Annotated in this window: 15 protein-coding genes and 1 pseudogene; 3 read left to right on the top strand and 13 right to left on the bottom strand. The window is 60.2% G+C overall.

Annotation, left to right across the window (positions count from 1 at the left end; all coding sequences use genetic code 11):
• Positions 1–158: 158 nt before the first annotated feature.
• A complete protein-coding gene (locus HALAL_RS0108220; protein ID WP_025273541.1) occupies positions 159–812 on the top strand; it encodes an alpha-ketoglutarate-dependent dioxygenase AlkB family protein in 654 nt (217 codons plus the stop codon).
• 34 nt (positions 813–846) lie between these two features.
• Here HALAL_RS0108220 and HALAL_RS0108215 read toward each other — a convergent pair whose 3' ends face one another.
• The 9 genes and pseudogenes from HALAL_RS0108215 to HALAL_RS17550 all read right to left on the bottom strand — a co-directional run bounded on the left by HALAL_RS0108215 (position 847) and on the right by HALAL_RS17550 (position 16,080).
• The gene (locus HALAL_RS0108215; RefSeq protein WP_025273540.1) at positions 847–1,182 is read right to left on the bottom strand and encodes a hypothetical protein; all 336 of its coding nucleotides are present in this window, start codon (positions 1,180–1,182) and stop codon (positions 847–849) included.
• A 106-nt stretch (positions 1,183–1,288) separates the two neighbouring features.
• Positions 1,289–2,080, bottom strand: coding sequence for a Bax inhibitor-1/YccA family protein (locus HALAL_RS0108210; protein WP_025273539.1), 792 nt, complete (start codon positions 2,078–2,080; stop codon positions 1,289–1,291).
• Positions 2,081–2,365: 285 nt separating this feature from the next.
• Positions 2,366–4,461: pseudogene (locus HALAL_RS19305) on the bottom strand (ABC transporter ATP-binding protein).
• Positions 4,462–4,465: 4 nt separating this feature from the next.
• Positions 4,466–5,374: an ABC transporter permease gene (locus HALAL_RS0108195; RefSeq protein ID WP_025273536.1), complete on the bottom strand. Its 909-nt coding sequence runs from the start codon at positions 5,372–5,374 to the stop codon at positions 4,466–4,468.
• A 48-nt stretch (positions 5,375–5,422) separates the two neighbouring features.
• Complete coding sequence (locus HALAL_RS0108190; RefSeq protein WP_025273535.1) at positions 5,423–6,448, bottom strand: ABC transporter permease; 1,026 nt, start codon at positions 6,446–6,448, stop codon at positions 5,423–5,425.
• A gap of 196 nt (positions 6,449–6,644) precedes the next feature.
• Positions 6,645–8,372, bottom strand: coding sequence for an ABC transporter family substrate-binding protein (locus tag HALAL_RS0108185; RefSeq protein ID WP_025273534.1), 1,728 nt, complete (start codon positions 8,370–8,372; stop codon positions 6,645–6,647).
• A 704-nt stretch (positions 8,373–9,076) separates the two neighbouring features.
• Positions 9,077–10,834: an ABC transporter family substrate-binding protein gene (locus HALAL_RS0108180; protein ID WP_029767596.1), complete on the bottom strand. Its 1,758-nt coding sequence runs from the start codon at positions 10,832–10,834 to the stop codon at positions 9,077–9,079.
• Positions 10,835–11,191: 357 nt separating this feature from the next.
• Positions 11,192–13,255 carry a HelD family protein gene (locus tag HALAL_RS0108175; RefSeq protein ID WP_025273532.1) on the bottom strand — a complete coding sequence of 688 codons (2,064 nt, stop codon included), beginning with the start codon at positions 13,253–13,255 and terminating at the stop codon, positions 11,192–11,194.
• A gap of 182 nt (positions 13,256–13,437) precedes the next feature.
• A complete protein-coding gene (locus HALAL_RS17550) occupies positions 13,438–16,080 on the bottom strand; it encodes an Hsp70 family protein (protein WP_025273531.1) in 2,643 nt (880 codons plus the stop codon).
• On the opposite strand from HALAL_RS17550, the gene HALAL_RS18575 reads away from it, so the two are divergent.
• Entirely contained in the window at positions 16,079–16,225 is a 147-nt protein-coding gene (locus HALAL_RS18575; protein ID WP_156937671.1) for a hypothetical protein, read from the top strand. The two genes, HALAL_RS17550 and HALAL_RS18575, sit on opposite strands and share 2 nt — an antisense overlap.
• A gap of 337 nt (positions 16,226–16,562) precedes the next feature.
• Here HALAL_RS18575 and rlmB read toward each other — a convergent pair whose 3' ends face one another.
• The 4 genes from rlmB to HALAL_RS0108145 all read right to left on the bottom strand — a co-directional run bounded on the left by rlmB (position 16,563) and on the right by HALAL_RS0108145 (position 21,423).
• Positions 16,563–17,564: a 23S rRNA (guanosine(2251)-2'-O)-methyltransferase RlmB gene (gene rlmB, locus HALAL_RS0108160; RefSeq protein WP_025273530.1), complete on the bottom strand. Its 1,002-nt coding sequence runs from the start codon at positions 17,562–17,564 to the stop codon at positions 16,563–16,565.
• A gap of 18 nt (positions 17,565–17,582) precedes the next feature.
• A complete protein-coding gene (gene cysS, locus HALAL_RS0108155) occupies positions 17,583–18,995 on the bottom strand; it encodes a cysteine--tRNA ligase (RefSeq protein ID WP_025273529.1) in 1,413 nt (470 codons plus the stop codon).
• 90 nt (positions 18,996–19,085) lie between these two features.
• Positions 19,086–20,147, bottom strand: coding sequence for an aspartate-semialdehyde dehydrogenase (locus HALAL_RS0108150; RefSeq protein WP_025273528.1), 1,062 nt, complete (start codon positions 20,145–20,147; stop codon positions 19,086–19,088).
• A 10-nt stretch (positions 20,148–20,157) separates the two neighbouring features.
• Positions 20,158–21,423, bottom strand: coding sequence for an aspartate kinase (locus tag HALAL_RS0108145; RefSeq protein ID WP_025273527.1), 1,266 nt, complete (start codon positions 21,421–21,423; stop codon positions 20,158–20,160).
• A gap of 136 nt (positions 21,424–21,559) precedes the next feature.
• Between HALAL_RS0108145 and HALAL_RS0108140 the strand changes: the two genes are divergently transcribed.
• Positions 21,560–22,321, top strand: coding sequence for a hypothetical protein (locus HALAL_RS0108140; protein WP_156937670.1), 762 nt, complete (start codon positions 21,560–21,562; stop codon positions 22,319–22,321).
• Positions 22,322–22,431: the final 110 nt, after the last annotated feature.

Here is a 22,431-nt window from a genome sequence, read left to right as displayed (position 1 = left end):
CGCCTCCGTGCCGGTTTTCGATATCCGTGCAACACGCCGTACCGATCCAGACCATCCCTACTTAGACCATGCCCGGAACAGGAGCGGGCTCCCGGTCTGCGGACGGCGCTTCCCGGCCGACCACGCAGCCTGTCTTGGTCTCCGACTACGATCGGAGCATGGAGGAGGATTCACCGTCACGCCCGGAACCGGTTGACATCAGTCCCGGAGCCGTTTTTCTTCCGGACTGGTTTAACCTCCGGCAACAGCGCGACCTGCTGGAAGCCTGTCGGGAATGGTCCCGTCCACCTGCGGGGATGCGTACGGTTTCCACGCCGGGCGGAGGCACCATGTCGGCTCAGCAGGTGTGCCTCGGTTGGCATTGGTACCCGTACCGATACGCGACGACGGCGGAGGACGGCGACGGCGCTCCCGTCAAACCCTTCCCCGCCTGGCTCAATGACCTGGCCGGTCGTACCGTCGACGCCGCCTACGGCCCGGGATCGGCTACGGAGACCTACGATATCGCCATCATTAATTTTTACGATTCGACGGCCAGGATGGGCATGCATCGCGACCAGGACGAAAAGTCCTTGGCCCCGGTCGTGTCGTTCAGCCTGGGAGATTCGTGTACGTTCCGCTTCGGAAATACGGAAAAGCGAACACGTCCTTACACCGACGTGGAACTGCACAGCGGCGACGCCTTCGTCTTCGGTGGACCGGCGCGACTGGCCTATCACGGAGTCCCCAAAGTCAAGCCCGGTACCGCTCCGAGCGGACTGGATCTCCCAGGGCGCGTCAACATCACCCTACGCGTCAGTGGGTTCGGCTAGACACCGACGAGAACCGCCACGGCGCCTGTGGAGCTTAGAACAGGATCTCACGTAGTTGAGCGGTGCGCGTCGCCAATTCGTCGACGTCGGCGTCACTGAGACGATCGGCCACGTCCATCACGTCTCGCAGGAACACCGACAACTGCATGGGCAGATGTGCCGCGCCGAGGTCGGGAATCGGTTCCGGACCACGCTTCTCCACCCGCGCCGCCACGGCGACGAGATAGGTGTTGAAGTCCCACATCGCGGTCGTCTTCACTCCGCCCGCGGCGTTCCAGCGCCCCGCCTGCCAGGCGCGCGTTCCATTGACGACGCGTTCCAACGACCGCAGCGTCTCGTCCAACTTCGCCCGCGATTCCGTCATTTCCACCGATCACCTTCCACTCACCGAAAAACGGGCCCGGGGAATCGCATTCTCCCGGACCCGTCATGGTCACATTAAGGGGCGGACATCGTGCCCCGTTCGCCGCAGCCTGCTACTCGCCCATGAAGTACGAGGCCAGACGCAGCATGCTCCAGTACAGGAAGATCAGACCGGCGGTCAGACCGAAGGCACCGGCCCAAGCGAACTTCTTGGGCGCACCGCCGTTGACGCCTTCCTGGATCATGTCGAAGTCGAGCACGAACGAGAAGGCCGCCCAGACGACCAGACCGATGGCGATGATCCACTGCAGAGCGTTGGCGTTGCCGTCGTTGGCGAACAGGCCCAGGTCGAAGCCCAGTAGGCCCGACACGATGTTCACCATCATCAGGCCGAAGATACCGAAACCGGCTCCGACCATGATCTTGGTGAACATGGGCGAGTTACGGATGTAGCCGAACTTGAACAGCCCCAGCATTCCACCGAACACGATGATCGTTCCGACCAGCGCGTTAACGACGACCCCGGGGAACTGCGCCTCCATGATCGCACTGAAACCACCGAGCAGAAGACCTTGCCCACCGGCGTAAATAAAGGCCACCACGGGGTTCATGACCGGCTTGAAGATGGAGAACAGCATGACACCGAGACCGATGAGCATACCGATCGTACCCAGCCCCATGGCCAGGCCGAATCGCGAGGAGTCCACGATCGCCATTTCGGTGCTTCCGTCGAACATGACCTGCTGTTCCATGGCTCCACGAGCCAGAATCCAGGTCACGAGCGCACCGACGAAAGTAGCCCCGATCAGCATGGCGGTACGTGAGATGACGTCGTCGTACGTCATCGTCCCCTGCGCCTGCGGCGCTTGGGTCATGTTGTTGTAATCGCCGTATGCCGCGCCCATCGAGCCTTCCCGGCTCGAACTCCGCAACATCGACTTAAGCGAACTGTTTCTACTTTCCATTATGTTATTGGCCCTCCACTAGACCGTCGGGACATGATTCTAGCCTAGCCGATGCCCACCATATAGTGTCAATGTGATGCACATGTGACATCACGAAACGGCGTTAGACTTCTCTTAGGTTCGGGGTGGTTCATCACCGCATCGGCCCCATACTAACAAAAAACGTGTGGCGCACTCCAAATAGAAAGTGGCCACACGTTTTCGATCGCGAACGTATCCGAGTCTCTAAACCAGACTCTTCGGCTTCGCGTAATGACAAGCGGCCTCGGTCAGCCCCTCGTGATCGCGATGCAACTGCGGAACTTCGTCGATACACAGCTTCTGCTCATCGGACGTCAGCGTCTTGAACAAGGGGCAACGAGTCCGGAAGCGGCAACCCGAGGGCGGGTTCGACGGACTCGGAACGTCACCCTGCAGCAGAATACGCTCACGCTCCCGCTCCTTACGCGGATCCGGAAGCGGGATCGCCGACATCAGCGCCTGAGTGTACGGGTGGGCCGGACCGGCGAACAGATCGTCGGTCGTACCCTGCTCGATAATGCGACCCAAGTACATCACGGCCACCTTATTGGCGATATGACGCACCACCGAGAGGTCGTGAGAAACGAACAGGTAGGACAGACCGAGTTCCGCCTGCAGGTCCTCCAGCAGGTTGATGACGCCGGCCTGAATCGACACGTCCAGCGCCGATACCGGTTCGTCCAGCATGAGGACCTTCGGCTCCAGCGCCAGAGCACGGGCGATGCCGATACGCTGCCGCTGTCCCCCGGAGAACTCGTGCGGGTAACGGTTGCGGTGTTCCGGGTTGAGCCCCACGGTCTGAATCAGGTCGTTGACCCGTTTACGGCCGTTGTTGCCGAACAAACCGTGCACCCGCAACGGTTCGGCGATGATCTCGAACACGGTCATACGCGGATCGAGCGAGGCCATGGGATCTTGGAACACCAGCTGGATGTCACGGCGCTTGGGGCGCATCTGACGGCGCGACAGCTTCGTCAGATCCTGACCGCCGTACATGACCTCACCGGAGGTGGGCTCGATGAGGTTCATCATCAATCGGGCGGTGGTGGACTTTCCGCAACCGGATTCGCCCACCAAGGCCAAAGTCTCGTTTTCGGATACCTCGAGGTTGACGCCGCACACCGCGTGTACATCGCCAATCCTACGACGAATCAGTCCTTTGGAGCGCACGGGAAAGTGCTTGACCAGGTTGTTTCCTGCGATGACCGGTTCGGTGTCGGTCTTCGCGGCATCGACGGCGCTCATTACTCTTTCTCCTTATTGACAGGGGCAAAAACGTCCGCTGGTTTCTTTCCAATGAGTTCGCTGGAGAAATGGCAGGCCGCTACGTGCTCCGGGCCATCGATCTGGAGCAGATCGGGTTCACTTTCCCGACACGCATCCTTGGCCATTGGACAACGCGGCCTGAAGGGACATCCCTCTGGAAGCGACACCATGGAAGGCGGTGTTCCGCGAACTGGAGTAAGGCGCGTCTCACGGCTCCGGTCCATGCGCGGCATCGACCCGATCAAGCCGAGGGTATAGGGCATACGCGGCTCGTAGAAGATCTGGTCGACCGTGCCTTTTTCGACCGGACGTCCGGCGTACATCACCAGTACGTCGTCGGTGTGCCCGGCAATGACTCCCAGGTCGTGGGTAATGAGCACCAGAGCGGCGTTGACTTCGTCACGCGCCCTTTCCAGCGCTTCCATCACCTGTGCCTGCACGGTCACGTCCAGGGCCGTCGTGGGCTCGTCGGCAATGATCACGTCCGGATTGTTCGCCATGGCGATGGCGATCACCACACGCTGCCGCATACCACCGGACAACTCGTGTGGATAGGCATCGACCCTCTGGTCAGGGTTGGGGATACCCACCACGTCTAGCAGGTGAACGGACTGTTCACGTGCTTCTTTCTTGGACTTCTCAGGGTAGTGGACCCGGATCGCTTCAATCAGCTGGAACCCGATCGTGTAGACCGGATTAAGCGAGGTCAGCGGATCCTGGAAGATCATGGAGATCGATTTTCCACGTACCTTCGAGATCTCTTTGTCGTTTAGCCCTAGGAGCTCTTGGCCCATGAGCTTGGCTGAGCCTTCGATTTTCGCCGTTTTCGGCAACAGCCCCATAATGGCCATAGAGGAAACGGATTTACCGGAACCGGACTCACCCACGATCCCGAGCGCCTGACCACGCCGTAGCTCGTAGGACACCCCACGAACCGCGTTGACCTCGCCCTCGTCAGAGGGAAAGGAGACCTGGAGATCCTCGACTTCCAGGATCAACTCCCCTTTTTCTCCGGTTTGTTTCGTTTCTGCCATAGCTTTATCGCCTCACCATCGTTTGCCGGGGGTCCATCGCGTCGCGAAGTCCATCCCCAATGAAGTTAATGGTCAACGCAATCAGGATGATGAAGGCACCCGGTATATAAAACAAGTATGCCTCACTTCCAAATGCGGTCCCCCCTGCCTGGTCAATCAAAAGACCCAGGGAGGTGTCAGGGGGTTGAACACCAAGTCCAAGGTACGACAAAGAAGACTCAGCGAGAATAGCGAAGGCAATTTGCAACGTAGCCGAGACCAGAATGATACTCATCGCGTTCGGGACGAGGTGACGAATGATGATCTTCCAGTCGGAGGCACCCACGGCCTTAGCTGCTTCAATGAACTCTTTTTCACGCAGAGAGAGCACTTCGGCACGCACTGCACGCGCCGTTCCCAACCACCCGAAGAGTGTGATGATGGTAGCCATGACCCACCAACTGGCACCACCACGAACGCTCCCGGCGACGGCACCGACGATGATGATGAACGGGATCACAAAGAGCATGTCGACGAACCGCATCAAAATCGCGTCGACCCGCCCGCGGAAGTAACCGGCGACCGCTCCGACCAGACCACCGAGAATCGAGGTGCCTACCGCGGCCACGAACGAGATGAACAGGGAAATCTGAGTAGCCTTCATCACGGCCCCGAACATGTCCTTACCGGTCTTATCGGTACCGAAGGGATGCTCCGGAGACGGCGCCAAGCGCGACTCCACCCCCAGATTCGGACGGTGATCGTACTGCCAGATCAACGGCCCTATGAAGGCATAGGCACAGATCAGCACAAAGACGATCAAACTTCCCACCGCCAACTTATGGCGGAAGAAGCGTTTAATGACCATCTGCAATTGGCTGCGCTCTTTGGTCGTGATCGCTTCGGATTCATTAATGGTTGTCAGTGATGACATTCTCGCTACTCTCCTTTGACTTCGGTCAACCAACCCGGGCCGAACTGCTTATTCATAACGAATCCTCGGGTCCAAGACCCCGTACAGAAGGTCGGAGACCAAAATTCCGGCCATGACGAGTACACCCGAAAGCAGGAGATAGCCCATGATGGCGAAAATGTCGTAGCTCTTGATCGCATCGAAGGCATAGGCACCGAGCCCCTGCCAACCGAAAACCTTCTCCATGATCAGCGAACCGCCCATGGCCGTAGCGATCCCCAGGGGCGCGAACGTCGCCACCGGAATCAAGGCGGTCCGAAGTGCGTGGCGACGCATGACCGTGCGCGAGCGGACTCCCTTGGCCTTGGCCAGGCGCACGTAGTCGGAGTTCAATACCTCCAGCATCGCCGCACGCTGGTAACGCCCCATCGACGCGTAACCGGTCAACATCAGCACCAACGTCGGCAGAATCAGATAGGGCAAGGCGTCCACGACGGTGGCCCATCCGCTGCCGGTAAAGCCGGTCGTGGAGTCGCCGTACGTTTTGAAGTAGTCCTTACCCATCGCCTGGTTGGCTTGAATACCGGCTTCCTTGACCAGGGCACCGAACCAGAAGGTCGGCAATGCCAGAGCCAGGAAACCGACGAAGGTGAGTAGATAATCCACCCAGTTGTACTGCCGGACGGCGCTGACCACGCCCGTCAGAATCGCCAGTCCCACAGAAGCGACGGTGGCGATGGTGACCAGGCGGAAGGTCGTCCAGAACTTGGAGGTGAGATCGTCACCGACATCCGTCGCCGTTCCCTCGACCGAGGGTCCCCACTCGCCTTGCAGAATGCCGATGTCGCCTTTGGTATCGCCGATGCCGGTCAGCCACAGCCAGTACCGTTCCGGCGCGGAACGGTCGGCGTAGATTCGTTCCTCCATCGCCTGGACGGTGGATTCCGGCACGGGTTCTCCCGTTGACATCTCCAAAGCGGTGACCTGTTCCTGGATCGGGTCGCCCGAAGCTTCCACCAGGAGAAAGGCCAGAATCGTCGCGCCGATGAGAACAGGAATCATCATCAAAACGCGTCGAATAATGTAGGTAAACATAGTCCCTCGATCACTACGAACTGCATTAAACCGGGCAAATAAGTGGGTTACGGTACGGTATCCCCACCACAATCCACTTACTTACAGGTTGAGCGACTGTCGAAGCGGTGCAATTGATTATTGTTTGTTTCGTCAACCAATGTTGTCACTGCTCCCACAGCCGCTCTTTTCACGTCAGCCTCTATAGAGGAATTTCTCACTCATCGGAGATTCCCCATTCGGCCATGTTGTAAAGCGCCCGCAAACTGGAGGCCCAATTGTCGCGAACGTTCACCAAATCCTCGTTCACCATAATGGCGTCCGGGGCGTCGAAGATCGGCAGTACATAGGCCTCGTCCGTGGCCAGTTCCACCGCTTCGTTCGATAGTTCCGCCGCCTTGTCGAGATCCTCGGTCTGCCTGATCTCATCGATGACGGCATCAATTTCGTCCGACTCCAAATGCCCAAAGTTCAGGGCCGAATCCGAATACCAGTAATCACCGGCGGATTGCACGAAAGTCGCACTACTGGACCAACCGTGGTTCACTATCTCATAATCACCACTCGACAATTTCTCACCGATCGATTCGGTGTAAGCGTCAATTGTGATGTCGATTCCAATATCCGATAGCAACTCTTGTACCAATTCCGCGATATCGGCTCGAACATCGTTTCCTACGTTGTAACTGAAGGACAGCTCCACCGCTTTCCCGTCCGGGGTGTAGAGCGCACTGTCCTCCCAGTAGTATCCGGAGGCCTCCAGCTCCTGGGTGGCCCGTTCCACGTCGCCGCTGCCTTGGCCGGAAGCCAATACGTGGTCGACGAAGAAGTCGCTGTCGTTGCGGAAAATATGGTTGCCCTTGGCCACCGCGCCCGGGAGCACGGTTCCCGCCGTCCGATCCACGATCATGTTGGTGTCCAGCGCGTAGAAAATCGCCTTACGAAGGGCATCGTCTTCCAGAAGATCGTGCTCCATGTTGAACGAGACGAGTTCCCAGCTGGAGCCGGGAGCGACATCGTAGTCGATGCCTTCCTTACCGTGCAGGGCAGCGAGATCGTCCGAGGTCACCTGTGAGGGAGCGGCACCGTCGATCTCACCTTCGCCAAGCGCGGCAACGATGTCGGAAGGGGATTCGAAGACACGCATTTCGATCTCGTCCAAGGTGGGTTTCACCGATCCCGGCCAGTCCGGGTTCGGTTCATACGTCACCCATTCACCCAGTTCCCCGTCCTTGATTCGGTAGGGACCGGCCGACCAGTCGGGACGCTCGGTCGCGAAGTCGTCGATGAAATTCCCCAGTGCTTCAGGGTTGGACTTCCAATCCTCAGGAGCCCGGTGTGCGGGAAGGGTCAATACCGCTTCCTCGTACTTCCACTCCGCACTGTAGTAGTCCTTCTTATACGTGACGACGACGTTATCGCCGTCTGCCTTGACGTCGGCGACATTGGCGCCCCACCGCCGGGTAGGGGAACAACCGCCGCACTTGTCCTCATCGCCCGAATAGGCATACCAACTGAATACGAAGTCATCGGCCGTAATAGAAGTCCCGTCGCCCCAATTCGCCGCCGGATTCAAGGGGTATCCGACGGTGAGCGGGTCGGAACTGATTTCGTACGGTTCGCCATCGAGTATGCCGTCGTTGTGGTACCAATCGCCGTTCTGATCGAACTCACCGATTTTAGGGGTCATTCCCGCCAGGGCCGCGTTCGTGTAAATGGAGTTGAATTCGCTGGAGGTCGAATGCCAACCGTTCCAGCCGGCTTCCAGGCCCCAGACGATACTTCCACCGTCGGCCCGATCACCGGAGTTACATTCAGTGGGCCGGTCCAGACAGGCTTCGAATCCGGAATCCTCGGCACCGTCGCCACTGCCGCAGCTCGCAAGGAGCACAGAGGCGACCACAGTGGCACTCAAGGAAGCCCACAACTTCACCTTTTTGGTCATACATCTCCTTCGTTCCTATGAGCCGCCCCTGGCATGGGTGATAACCGGGGTAGGTTCGCCCGCGACGCGATCGAATCAACATTGACCGGCAATGCGTATTCGCTCGCAATTCAACGGTGCGGGGTTACCATTTCGAGGCGGCTCCTTCGTAACCGATCGAACTACTGGACAAAATCGTTTATTTGGGATCTTTTTCCCAGCGGCCCAATCAGTAACACTCTTGCAAAACTAGTCCGCTCAACCAGTTCCACTTGAGTGCGGAGAACAGATGAGACAATTTCGAGCCCTTTTCGTAATCCTCGTGGCATGCCGCTTCCATCTGCATCGCTACCAGCACGTACGGCGACGAATTCGATATGTTGCCCACCGAGTGTTTTCGGGGAGAAAACCCTTTCGGAGGCTCCAAAACAGCTAGCCATGACGGCGGGTCCGATTTATGGTCCCCAACAGATGGTGATCATCCAATCCACGGGAAAATCGAAAACCATATTTATGTATTACTTCTATTAAAGAATAAGTAGCGTTTGAAGTTACGAATCGTTAATTCTTCCCACGCCACTCGGAATCTCAGTCCTTTTCCGCCGGGCCGGCGCGCCACACGTATCGAGCGATCCCGACCGTGGGTGCCGTGGGCGGCGGCTCCCTTTCCGAAGCAGCCACCCACGATACCGTTCACGACAATCCGCCGGACCCATCGTGGCCCATTAGGAGGCCAGGCCCCACTCTTCTACGTTGTAAAGAGCCGATACCTGACTGTTCCCGTTAGGACGCACGTTGATCATGTCATCCGACGCCATGGCGACCTCGGGGTCGCTGTTGAAGGGCAGCACGTAGGCGTTCTCCACAACGAGCTCCGTGGCCTGGTTGGCGTAGTCGGCGGCCTCATCGATGTCGAGCGTGCCACGCACGTTGTCAACCAGTTCGTCCATACCGTCGACCTCTAGTCCACCCCAGTTCGAACCGGAGTCGCTGCGCCAGTACTGACCGGGCGCGACGGTGAAGGCGGGGTTACCGCTCCAGCCGTACATGACCATGTCGTATTCGGCGTTGCTGAGAACCTCACCGAGTTTGCCGTCCTGAATCGGGTTCAGATTCAGCTTCACACCGATCTGCTTCAGCTGTTCCAGCAGCAGCTCGGCGGTTTGCTGCCGAACGGTGTTGGTCGCACCGGCGCGCATCTCCAGTTCGACCGCTTCCCCGTCGGGCGTCATCAGCTGATCGTCTTCCACGACGTAACCGGCGTCCTCCAGAATCTCCATCGCGCCGTCGATGTCACCGAAGCCCTGGTTGGCGTCGCCTACGTAGTCCTCGTAGTACTTGCTGTCGCGGTCGAAAATGTGGTTTCCGCGCTTTTCGACGCCCATGTCGTTGTAGGTCTTCTCCAGGATGCCTTCCACGTCGATGGCCGTAAAGATGGCCTTACGCAGTTCGAGGTCGCCCAGGAATTCACTTTGCGTGTTCAGGTCGATGTGGCTCCAGGAGCCACCCTTGCCCACGCGCCAGTTGATCCCGTTGGCCTCTCGTAGCTTCGCTACCTCATCGGTGTTGAAGTCGGCCGGTGATCCACCGTCGATCTCGTTGTTACGCTGTGCGTCCACCATAGTGCTCAGGCCACCGGACATCGACTGGACGGTGAGCTCATCGATCGCCGGCTGGGTACCCATCCAGTTCTCGTTCGGTTCGTAGATGACGAACTGACCCATTTCGGTCTGAGTGGGGACGTACGGGCCGGACGACCAGGTGGGGGCGGTCTCGTTCAACCAGACGGAGGACTCGCCCATGACGGAGGGGTCGCTCTTCCAGTCTTCGAAACCGTTTTCCTCGATGATGTGAGTCGGGTGGGTGAAAAGAGTGGAAGTGAACCACTCCGGGTTCAAGTAACCGTCCTTGTAGGTGACGACGATGGAGTTGTCGTTCTCGCCCTCGGCGACGTCGGCGACGTTGCTCCCCCAACGGCTGCTGGCGGGCGAGCACTGCTCGTCGCAGAACTCCTCATTGCCGGAGTAGGTGTACCAACTGTAAATGGCATCGTCGACGCTGAAAGGCGTACCGTCCGACCAGCCGGCCCCTTCCTTCAGGGTGTACTCGACCGTCTGCGGGTCCTCTTCGATGACTTCGGGGTCCTTTTCAAACCAACCTTCGTTGAACTCCCATTCCGCCGCGGGGTTGAAGTCACCGACGTCGGGGAACATCGGGCGCATGGTCTGGCTCAGGTACGTGGTGTTCGCATCGGAGCGAGTCCAGTTCCATCCGCTCCATTCATCGCTGACGGCCCAGGTCACTTCGCCGCCGTCGGCAACATCACCGGAGTTGCAGGTGGTGGGATTGTCTTCACAGTCTTCATAGCCGACATTGGCGTCCTGCAGGCCGCCGTCGTCGGAACCGCCGCCGCAGGCGCTGAGGACCAGTGCGGTGGAGGCTGCGATCGCAACACCACCGACTGCTCGCTTCTTAAGCGTCATATTTTCTCCTCCGTGTTTTGGGCTGAGAGGCGAGCGCGTCAACCGCAATCGGCTCGACGTTCCAGCTTGTCACCGTCTGGTCGTGTCGCCTCGTGTGCCTTAAGGCAATGTTGCCTATGTGATCAATGTGATTCAAGTTCATTAGTGTTAAAGAAGTAAAAACGAGTGCCTATCGTTATTCGACTGTTACCAGGGATTCCTGAGATTCCCGACATACTCCGCAGTGATACGTACATCTCCCCGATTCCGCTCGTTTTCCTTCTCCTCGTGTCCGCTGTGACACAGCGGCGTGATTTAGCCCCTGGAGACATTAAAAAACAGCGGTACCGGCGGTACCGCTGTTTTCCAAAAAAATACCTATATGGTGCGTAATAACCGCAAATAGGAGGGAAGTTCGCCGGAGTGTACGACGGTCAGTCGCGAGACGGCGCGGGTGAGTGCCACGTACAGGTGCCGCAGTCCTACAGTTGCCGCTACGGTGGTGACCGCGCCTTCCACCGGCATTGTGATGCCCTCGGCGGCGATGATGTCCTCTGGTTCCACCACGACGACGTGGTCGTATTCCAGTCCTTTGGCCAGTGACGCGGGCACAAGTTCGACTCGGGCGTCTTCGGGAAGTTCGGGCCGCAGCCGGTCGATGCTGTGGTCGGACGCGATGACTCCGACCGCCCCTTCCAACTCCAGCGCTTCGTCCACCGCTTTGCGAACTCCCGCTGTCGCGTCGTCTACGGGGAGAAATTCGACCGAACCGTCGCTGCGCAGCGACCGCGCCGGTGCCACGTCCACGGCCAAATCGGGCAACATCCGGTTGGCCAGCGAAATGATCGCGCCGGGCACACGGTATCCGGTGGTCAATTCGGTGTGGGTTGCCTCGTGTTTACCCAGGTGGTGAATTTGATCCGACCATTTGGTCGCCGCCCACGGCGTCGTTCCCTGAGCCAGGTCGCCGAGGACGGTGATCGACCCCTGTCCGCTCCGTCGTGCGATGGCGCGGCACTGCATCGGAGACAGGTCCTGAGCCTCGTCGATGACGATATGAGCGAACGTCTCGGAGGGGTCGGGGATTTCCACCACGGCCGATATTTCATCGAGGATCAACGCGTCCGCCGCCGACAGTCGCATGGCTTTGCCCTTCACCGCCAGCAGACGCGTTTCGTCCTCGGACAGAATCCCGTCGCACACCTGAGCGCGGAAGTCGGCGTCGGTATAGAGGCGACGCAGGACTTCGCGCGGTTTCAGGCGCGGCCACACCGCTTCCATGAACGCTTGCACCGGCTCGCTGCGTTTCATGGCGCGCACCCATTTTTCGTCGGGCGATACTCCGGCTCGGATCTCGGCTTGACGCCGCAGACCGAAGGTCAACGCATCGAGGAGATTCTCCCGTCCCGCCGACCAGGTCGTGGTGACCTCACGAGCGGTGTTGAGGGATTTCTCCAGGTACTTGACGCCGAGCCGCCACACCCAACCGTTGTCCGACACCTCAAGAGGCGTCTGGGCGTCGAAAGGGGATTGCTCTACCGCACCCAGGTGCGCCCAGACCGCACGGCGGGCCACGTCGGCCAAGCGCGGATCGTGTTTCAGGGCTTTTTGCGACGGGGTGTCCGTACCGCTGATCGTATAGCCGGACGTCGTCAACGACTCGACCGTCATCTGCCGTACCGACTTCTCCCCCAAAGTCGGCAGTACGGCGGAAATGTAGCTCAGAAAACCCTCGTTGGGACCGATGACCAGTAGTCCTGACTTCCGGACCTGCTTGGGGTGGTTGTACAGCAGCCACGCGGCACGGTGCAGCCCGACGGCCGTCTTCCCGGTCCCGGGGGCACCTTGGACGCACAGGTTCAGGTTCGCGTTCTCACGGATCAGCTCGTCCTGTTCGGGCTGGATGGTGGCGACGATATCGCGCATCGGACCGGTGCGCGGGCGCTCGATTTCGGCACGCAGGATGTCCGAGCCGGTCTCTTCGCCCAGAGTCAGGTCTTCGTCTTCGAAACCGGTGATCTGCGAGCCTTGGAATCCGTACCGTCGCCGTTTGGCGACGTCGTGCCGGTCGTGGGCGGAGGCACGATAGAACCGTTCCGACAGTGGCGCGCGCCAGTCCAGCACCATCGGATTGGAGTCTTGATCGCGCACGTGGCGTCGGCCCAGGCGGTAGTCCTCGCCGTCGTCGAACCAGAGACGACCGAAGAAATAGGCTACGTCGCGGTCGGCGAGATCCGCGAGACGTTCGGTACTTTGCCGGGCCATGGAGAAGCCCAGGTGTTTATCGGGGCCCTTGTCGCCGTCAAAGCGATTTTCTTTGCCTTCGTTGAATTCGTCTTCGTATTGTTCAAGTAGGTCGGCAGTGGTGGTTCGCATGGAGGCGATGGCCTCGCGAACCTGTTCGTGGAAATCGATTTCAGCGCGCAGCTCTGCCTCGGACACTGTCCCTCCAGGTAATAAGAGCGCACCCCGGACACAGCCTCATCGCATCATCGTCATTGAGTAGGAGGTGTCGGGCGCGACATGAACACACGTCTCGGGGCCACGGCCACGCTACCTTGTCCTGATGGCCCCGGTTTTTCAGCCGAGGTGCCATTGTACTCCCAGTTCACGCCTATGTCACTCTAATAACGGGTGTCCCCGTCTCGGAATCGGTATACCTGAATTCCCTCTTCTTCCAGACACACCAGGCTGACGTCCGAATTGTCGCAGTCCCCCCATGGTTCGATCTCATTGGAAATCACCTCACGGGTGCCGTCCTGCACTCCCAAGCCGATCACGGGGCCGGTATTCGATGACAGGTAGTCGGAACTTCCAGTCGGGTACCGCATGGCGCTGGCATTGTCGATCGGCCGGAACGCACCGTCGTGGCTCTGCCCGATCTGAGCGAAGTCCTCTTCCGGGTCCAGTATCGCCGTCCGGGCGTTCTCCGAACCTTCCGTATAAGTGACCACTACGCGATTACCGATCCCACGCACATAGCTGACAGATTCGAACTCGTCGTTACCGTCGTACACCCATTCTTCTTCTTCGAAATCATAAACTCGGAAGGTTTTGTGGTCCTCGCTCTCGACCTTGCTTTCTCCGACGCAAACCAGGGTCTTCCCGCAAATCGACATTCCGGTCTGTTCAACGTCGGCGTCATCCACCCGAGCACTGTTCACCGACGACAGATCGTCGGCATTGTAGATCCGAAGGTCGTATCCGGTGTCATTGGAGCCCACGAACACCTTGCCGTCAAACGCCAAATAGGAATCGTCGGTACCACCGATTTCGCGTTCGGCGACTATAATGCGCTCTTCGACGTCGTACAGGTGGAAAACCTGGTCGCCGCCGGTCAACCACCAGAAACGTCCATCGGTACGATCCGCGATGTTACGACCGTCGTACTTATCCCAATCGAACGACCGCTGGTAAAATTCAACATTGCCGGCCTCTTCTCCCGCCTCGAAGGTATAGAATTCTTCACCCGAGGCGTCGAACATGGAGAACTCGGACCTGTCCTCCTTGGCCGCGATCATATTGTCATTGAGTCTCCGCCCCGCTTCATGCGTAACCGTCACGGTGTTGCGCAGTTCGCCGTTTGACGCATCCACAAAACGCCAGTCATAAACCGTGTCACAGCACTCGCCCGTTTCGTAATAGGAATGCCGAGTCACGACCATCCCGTTCCCCGTGAACATTCCGTTCCAATCACGAGCATTGATTTTATCGTCGGTTTCCCATAGGACTTTCCCGGTGGTCACGTCGATGGCCTGTAGATAGAGGACGTCGCGGTCGTTGGGTCCGCCCTCGTCTTCCACATACGACACGTAGGCGGTATCGCCACGCACATCGACGTCATTGGCATCGACGTCGTCGGATTTATAGGCGATGGTGTCGCCGACGGTCTCCAGCGAAACAAACGGACGCTGCACGTACTGCTCCCGCAGTAGGAAAAACGCCAAGGGTGTGGCGATGGCGGCGACGGCGACGACCGCGATCGCCGCGTACAGCCACTTACGGCCCTTCTTACGCGGCGCAGCCGCGGGGATGGGGTAGGTCTGATCACCCGCCGGTGGCGGCGGGGTTTGGGGTGGCAGAGACTGTTGCGGCGACAGGCCCGCCTCCGGCGTCGCCGGACCCTGCCCAGGGGACGGTTGTGGTTGTGGTGTTGGTGCCGGTGGGGACTGCGGTGGCGACTGGACCCGCTGCTTGGCCTGGACGGCTCGTATCGCGCCTTCGGAGACGGGCAATTCCGGTTGTTCCAGGACTGTGGGCGCGATGGCGACCTGTTCTTGTAGTACCTGTATTACCAATGGCAGGCGCGATGATCCACCCACCAGAAACACACCGGCAATCTGATGAGGACCGTAACCTGAGGCGGTCAATACCCGCTTCAACTCACCCGCACCCCGTGCCAGGAGTGGCCGAGCGAGCTGGTCCAACTCCGCCCGCGTCAAATGAAACGCCTGATCGACTCCGGGGATGGTAATCGGTGCTACCGAGGAGCGCGACAGCATCTCCTTGGCGCCTCGCACGTCCTTCCACAGTGTCCGCCGGTCGCGCAGCTCCACCGGGCTGGAGGGATGCTGCAGCGTCTTCCACGCCTCGGGGTGACTGTCGGCGACGGTGGCCCCCAAATGCTCCACCAACGCCGCGTCCACATCCAAGCCACCGAGATCGGCCAACCCACCCTCGGAGACGACGCGGAAGCCACCCGTACCGTCGGGGGCGACCACGGCGATGTCGAGGGTGCCGCCGCCGAAGTCGAACACCGCCAACGCCTGCCCGGCCTCGACGGGATGGTCGAGGCGATCGGCGTAATAATAGGCCGCCCCGACCGGTTCGGGCACGATCTGCACGGGCGGATACCCCGCCGCCGCGGCCGCGTCCTGCAACACCGCGCGCCGCCGCTCGCCCCATTCGGCCGGGCAGGTCAACACCGTCGCCGGCAGAGACCCGACCGACTCGACCGCCGCTGAGGCAACCCGCCGCAAAATCCCGGCAAACGCCTGCGCGACCGAAATATCACGCTCTGCCAGCAGGATGAACCCGTCGTTGATGCGTTGTTTGGGGTTGGGTTCGTATCGTTCCGGCTCGGCCGCCGCCATCGCTTCGGCGTCCCGCCCGGTATGCAGCGTGCCCGCCTGGTCGAGAAAGATCGACGACGGCATGATGGGCGAGCCGTCAAACAACAACGGACGCGTACGCCCGTCAGGCCACTGGATAACGGCAACGGTGTGCGACGTACCGAGATCAACGCTGAGAAGGTAACCGGGAGACATGAGTATCAGGTTAGGACATCCCGTCCAGAGCACCGCAACGAGTGCCACTCGGTTTGACGTCGCTGTCAACGAGATCTTCACACACAACGACGAGGCGCAAATCGAAGCCGCCAAGCACACCTGGACCTACACCACACCGGTCTAAACCAGGCGATACGGATCGGTTGACGCGCTCAAGACCGACCGGGGGATATCCACAAACTACCGACTGGCCGGCCGACCGCAAGTGCTTCAGTACAAAGCCGCCATAGAGCTGCTCGCGCTTCCAATAGAGCTCAACCACCCCACTATCCCCAGGGACGAGCCAACCGGCGAGCCGCGAACGAAGCGCCACAGGCGCAAGTGCAGCGGCGGTAGAGCTGGCTAGGAGCTCAGGCGGTTCACAGTGCGTTGAATAGTGGAGTTCTCAGGTTCCACGCGTGCTCACGCACGCGGGGTTCTGAGAACACCGCTAGACAACGTGCTGTGGAGCGGCTGAGCGGTCAGCTTCGCTGCCGTGTGGTTTCGGCGAGTGCTACGGACGCTGCCACTGAGGCGTTCAGTGACTCGATCTCTGAAGCGATGGGAATGGTGGCCCGGAAGTCGCAGGTCTGCGCTACGAGGCGCGATACGCCTTTGCCTTCGTCGCCGACGACGAGCACCAAGGGCTCATCGGCGGCGGTGAGATTGAAGACGTCCTCGTCGCCCGCGGAGTCGAGGGCGACGGCCATGTAGCCCTCCGATTGGAGGTCCTTGATGGTGTTGGTCAGGTTGACGATTTTGGCGACCGGAAGCCGGGCGGCGGCTCCGGCGCTGGTACGCCAGGCTACGGCGGTGACCGAGGCGGCTCGCCGGGACGGGATGAGGAGCCCGTCGCCGCCGAAGGCGGCGGTGGACCGGATGATCGCCCCGAGGTTGCGCGGATCGGTGACTCCGTCGAGCGCGACCAGCAGTGGGGCACGCGGTCCCGATTTGGCGTCGTGGAGCAGTTTGACGAGGTCGGCGTATTCGTACGGTTCGACTTCGAGAGCCACGCCTTGGTGCATCGAGTTCTGGGCTTTGCGGTCGAGATCGCGGCGGGCCAGTTCCTTGACGGCCACGTCGCGGTTCTGGGCGATCCGCACGGCTTCGGCAATGCGTTCGTCCAGGTGCGTACCGAAGGCCACGTACAGCACCCGAGCCGGAACTTTGGAGCGCAGCGCCTCCACCACGGGGTTACGGCCCAGCAGAAGCTCCGGGCCCTCGTCGCGGTGGTCGCGCGTCTTGGCCTGCCCGATTCGGCTCGTGCGTCCTTGGGAGGCGGCCTTAGCGCGTTCTTTGCTCTGTTTCCATTGCGTGCGCTGCGGCTTGTCCTCACCGGAGTATTTCTTGTGCCAAGGCCGCTGATCGGCTTTGAGCGTACGACCTTTCCCCTGAAGGCCCTTTTTCTGGCCTCCGGTGCCTCTTCCGAAACCGGACTTGCCCTTATTGGCTTGGCCGCTTCGGCGTGGTTTCGAATTAGCCACGGTCGATGTCCCTTCGAATTACTGTGTGGTCCAGGTTGGCCCCTGGGGCGTGTCTTTGACGAGGATTCCGGCTTCCGACAGTTGGTCGCGGATCGCGTCGGCCGCAGCGAAGTCTTTGCGTTTCCGGGCGTCGCTGCGTTGCTGTAGAGCAATGGAAACCAGAGCGTCCAGCGCCCCCGATCCCTTCGCGTCTGCGGGTTCGTTCCAATGCGGATCTAGGGGGTCGAGGCCGAGCAACTTTAGCATGAACCGGACGCCGACCGCCACGCTCTCGGCTGCTTCCAGGTTCTTCGCGTCCAGGGCGGCATTCCCTTCGCGAATCTGATCGTGGACGGCGGCCAGGGCCATGGGGGTGTTGAGGTCGTCGTCCATGGCGTTGACGAAGTCGGCGCAGAGGATCGGGGTGGTGGCCTGCTCGGGGTCGGTTTTGTCCTCACCGAGCGCTTCGGCGGCGCGCCGCACGTAGTTGGCGATGCGGTCATAGGCGGCCGCGGCCTCTTTGAGGCTTTCGTCGTGATACTCGAGCGGACTGCGGTAATGCGCGCTGACCAGGTAGTAGCGAATATCGACCGGGCGGAAGCCCTTTTCGGCCAATGCGGTCACCGACAACGTATTGCCGACGGACTTACTCATCTTGCTGCCGGAGAGATTGAGCATTCCGTTATGAACCCAGAAGGCGGTGAACGGTAGACCGGCCGCGTGGCTTTGCGCCATTTCGTTTTCGTGGTGCGGGAACATGATGTCGACTCCACCACCGTGGATGTCGAATCCGTCGCCGAGGTAGCGGCGTGACATGGCCGAGCATTCGATGTGCCAGCCGGGGCGTCCGTAGCCCCACGGCGAGTTCCAGCATGCGTCGGCCGGTTCGCCTTCCTTGTAGCCCTTCCAGAGAGCGAAGTCGCGTGGATCCTGCTTGTCACCGGTGTCGGGTGAGGACTGCACGTCCTCGGGGCGACGATGGGACAGCGCGCCGTACTCGTTCCACGACGCCACGGAGAAGTACACGTCGCCGTTCCACGTGACGTAGGCGTGTCCTTTTTCGAGAAGTTCGGAGATCAGCGAGATCATTTCGGTCATGTGACCGGTCGCGCGCGGTTCGTACGTCGGTGCTCGCACGCCGAGTGCGGCGTAGTCGCGGTTCAGAGCACGCTCGTTTTCATAGGCGATGGCCCACCAGTGGCGACCCTGTTCGGTTTCGCGCGTCAGGATCTTGTCGTCGATGTCGGTAATGTTGCGCACGTATGTGACGTCGTACCCGAGATGACGCAGCCAGTTGATCAGAACGTCGTAGGAGACGCCTGAGCGCAGGTGGCCGATGTGCGGGGGTCCTTGGACGGTGAGCCCACAGAGGTAGATCCCCACTCTCCCCTCGAGGCGAGGTTGGAAGTCGCGTACAGATCGGGTCCCGGTGTCATATAGTCGCAAGCTCACCCTTTCAGTTTAACGGCCCCGGAAGTTCAAACAATTGTTGCCAGGCCCAAGAATTCTGAGCCTGGCAACATTGAGATGGGTTCGTCTCGACTACTCGGTCAGTTCCTTACGAACCAGGTCGGCGATCTCGATGGAATTGAGCGCCGCGCCCTTGAGCAGGTTGTCGCCGATGACGAAGAACTCCAGCGAGTTGGGGAAGTCCAGCGACTGACGAATACGGCCGACCACGATGCCCCGCTTGCCGGCCACGTCGATCGACGTGGGGAACTGCGAGGTCGACGGGTCGTCCACCACGGTGACGCCCGGAGCCTTTTCCAGAAGAGCACGCGCGTCGTCGGCGCTGACGTCCTGGCCGAAGGTGGCGTGGACCGCTTGGGCGTGACCCACCGCCACGGGCACGCGGACACAAGTGGACGCGACCTTCAAGTTCGGCAGGCTCAGAATCTTGCGGGATTCGTTGCGGACCTTCAGCTCCTCCGACGTCCAGCCACCGTCTTTCCAGCCACCGACCTTGGGAACCACGTTCCAGGCCAGAGGCGCACCGAAGGGCTCGTTGTATTCCTCGCCCAGCTGAGCACGGACGTCGTCGGGCCGCGTACCGATCCCGTTGGCGGGGGTGGTCGCGTTGACCTGGTCGTACAGCGCCTCCAGTCCGGCCTTACCCGAACCGCTGGCCGCTTGGTACGACGAGACCGACATGGACTCGAGGCCGTATTCCCGGTGCAGAGCGGCGATGGCGGGCACGAGGGTCAAGGTCGTGCAGTTGGCGTTGGCGATGATGTTGCGCGGACGTTCGCGTACGGCCTCCGGGTTGGCTTCAGGAGCCACGAGCGGCACGTCGTCGACCATGCGGAAGTACGCGCTCTTGTCGATGACGATCGCGCCCTTTTCGGCGGCGACCGGTACCCATTCGGCACTGACCTCGTCGGGTAGGTCGAAGTGGGCAATGTCGATTCCTTCGAAGGCCTCCGGGCTGATCGCCTGGACCTCGATGGTCTCGTCGCCGACGTTCAATTGTTTACCCGCCGAGCGGGCCGAGGCGATCAGTCGGATCTCACCCCAGTTGTCGCGCTCTTCGGCGATGAGGTCACGCATCATGGAGCCGACGACACCGGTGGCACCGACAATGGCCAGATTAAGCTTCTTCGACATGGTGTTACTCCTATCGGCCGGTTCCGGCGTAGACGACGGCTTCCTCATCGCCACCGAGGTCAAAGGCCTCGTGGACGGCGGCGACGGCTTCGTTCAGGTCGGTGTCACGGCAGACGACGGAAATCCGGATCTCCGAGGTGGAGATGATTTCGATGTTGACGCCCGCGTCGGACAGGGCCTTACAGAAGGTGGCCGTCACACCGGGGTGCGAGCGCATACCGGCTCCGACCAGTGACAGTTTGCCGACGTTCTCATCGTAGATGACTTTGCCGTAGCCCAGTTCGTCTTGACGCTTGCGCAGCTGTTCGATGGCTTTGCGGCCGTCGGCCTTCGGTAGGGTGAACGAGATGTCGGTGTGACCGTTTCCGGTGGTGGAGACGTTCTGCACGATCATGTCGATGTCGATTTCCCCATCGGCGATGATCTGGAAGATCGAGGCCGCCGCGCCCGGTTTGTCCGGTACGTTCGTGACGGTCACCTTGGCTTCCGAACGATCGTGTGCGACTCCGCTGATGAGAGCTTGTTCCACTGGTAGATCCTCCATGTGTCCCGCAACAATGGTTCCGGGTTTGGTTGAGTAAGACGAACGCACGTGCAGCGGTATGCCATAGCGGCGGGCATATTCGACGCTGCGGAGATATAGGATTTTTGCTCCGGAGGCCGCTAGTTCGAGCATTTCTTCGAAGGTGACGGTATCGAGCTTCTTGGCATCGGGGACGATGCGCGGGTCCGCCGTGTACACGCCGTCGACGTCGGAGTAGATCTCGCAGACGTCGGCTTCCATCGCGGACGCGAGCGCCACCGCAGTGACGTCGGATCCGCCGCGACCGAGCGAGGTGATCGCCTTCGTGTCGGGGCTGACGCCTTGGAAGCCCGCCACGATGGTTATGTATCCCTCGTCGAGTGAGCTTTGAATTCTCCCGGGTGTCACGTCGATAATGCGGGCGTCACCGTGGGCGGCGGTGGTCAGCATGCCGGCCTGGGAACCGGTGAAGGAACGGGCCTGAAATCCGAGATCGTTGATGGCCATGGCCAGAAGCGACATGGATATGCGCTCACCCGCGGTCACGAGCATGTCGAGTTCGCGTGGTTCGGGCACCGGCGATACGTCGTCGGCCAGGTCCAGTAGCTCATCGGTGGTGTCACCCATGGCTGACACAACGACGACTACGTCGTTGCCGGCCTTTCGGGTCGCGACGATCCGTTCGGCGACGCGCTTTATCCTGGTGGCGTTCTCAACTGACGATCCACCGTATTTCTGTACGACAAGCGCCACGGGGTTCACCTCATATTCTTTGGTCTCGGGTGCTGTGTCGTGCCGCAACTTGGCAGCGTATATACCTTAACCGTGGCAAGCTGTGTGCTGCCAGATTGTATGAGCCAGGACTAGTTGTCATCACAGGGCGGAGCTTATGAGACGAGTTTTTTCAGTGTTTCTCATCACGATACTAGCGGGGTGTTCGTCGACGACGGCCACCGAGGAGGAACCTCCGGACCCCGATCGGGTGGAGAGCCCTCGAACGGCGCTGACCTCGGCGGCGACCGAATCCCTCGATGCCCGTTACAGTGCCGAATACGAGTGGTCGGAGGGCAGTCGTGTCATGGTTGACCTGGCCAAAGACGGAACCTGGATGATCCGGGTCGACGGATGGGGACATGAAGGCGATATTGACGTCTCGTATGCCTGGACGACCGGGGGTTTTTATCAGTGTCGGTACGAGCCGGAGAATCAATGTGTGAAAATCGCCTCGATTACCGGAGCCATTCCCGACGAATTGGACCCTAAGGTCGAAAAGCCCTTTATCTCCTGGTTGCCGATTTTGGCCGATCAGCACTCCCCCTATGTCGTCGGCGAGGAGGACGGGTGTTTTGTACTGACCGGCTCCACGGCGGTCGTGGACACTCCCATTCCCGAAGGCACCTGGTGTTTTGACGAGAATTCCCAGATTGAGTCGGTAACGGTCGATACGTTCGGGTCCTTGGATCGCACGAAAGAGGTCGACGGTGTTCTCGAGACGGTGGAGTTGCCCGGCGAGATAGTCGACGGTGATCCCGTCCCCAGGGAAAAGCCCGAAGAGCCGGAGGATGACGACGAGGACGACGCGGAAGACGACGATAGTGAGGAGTCCGAGGAAGAGCCGGACGAGGAGACCGACCCCGAAACGGACGAATGAGATTTTATCTCATTTTTTGAGATGAACAGGCGGTACCCACCCCCGCCGTCTTCTCACCATGTGGTCGGCCTATCATCGGGTCCATCATGTTTCGCGCCGTCATGCTCCTT

This window comes from Haloglycomyces albus DSM 45210, from assembly GCF_000527155.1.
GTDB lineage: Bacteria > Actinomycetota > Actinomycetes > Mycobacteriales > Micromonosporaceae > Haloglycomyces > Haloglycomyces albus.
The sequence above is the reverse complement of the archived record's forward strand: the minus strand, read 5'-3'. Positions and strand labels throughout refer to the sequence as shown.

What these genes read in the sequence shown, in the direction of transcription:
- HALAL_RS0108185 (WP_025273534.1), bottom strand. Translation starts at nt 8,372, where the DNA reads ATGACCAAAAAGGTGAAGTTGTGGGCTTCCTTGAGTGCCACTGTGGTC.
- HALAL_RS0108190 (WP_025273535.1), bottom strand. Translation starts at nt 6,448, where the DNA reads ATGTTTACCTACATTATTCGACGCGTTTTGATGATGATTCCTGTTCTC.
- HALAL_RS17550 (WP_025273531.1), bottom strand. Translation starts at nt 16,080, where the DNA reads ATGTCTCCCGGTTACCTTCTCAGCGTTGATCTCGGTACGTCGCACACC.
- HALAL_RS0108220 (WP_025273541.1), top strand. Translation starts at nt 159, where the DNA reads ATGGAGGAGGATTCACCGTCACGCCCGGAACCGGTTGACATCAGTCCC.
- HALAL_RS0108150 (WP_025273528.1), bottom strand. Translation starts at nt 20,147, where the DNA reads ATGTCGAAGAAGCTTAATCTGGCCATTGTCGGTGCCACCGGTGTCGTC.
- HALAL_RS0108195 (WP_025273536.1), bottom strand. Translation starts at nt 5,374, where the DNA reads ATGTCATCACTGACAACCATTAATGAATCCGAAGCGATCACGACCAAA.
- HALAL_RS0108140 (WP_156937670.1), top strand. Translation starts at nt 21,560, where the DNA reads ATGAGACGAGTTTTTTCAGTGTTTCTCATCACGATACTAGCGGGGTGT.
- HALAL_RS0108180 (WP_029767596.1), bottom strand. Translation starts at nt 10,834, where the DNA reads ATGACGCTTAAGAAGCGAGCAGTCGGTGGTGTTGCGATCGCAGCCTCC.
- HALAL_RS18575 (WP_156937671.1), top strand. Translation starts at nt 16,079, where the DNA reads ATGAGTATCAGGTTAGGACATCCCGTCCAGAGCACCGCAACGAGTGCC.
- HALAL_RS0108210 (WP_025273539.1), bottom strand. Translation starts at nt 2,080, where the DNA reads ATGGGCGCGGCATACGGCGATTACAACAACATGACCCAAGCGCCGCAG.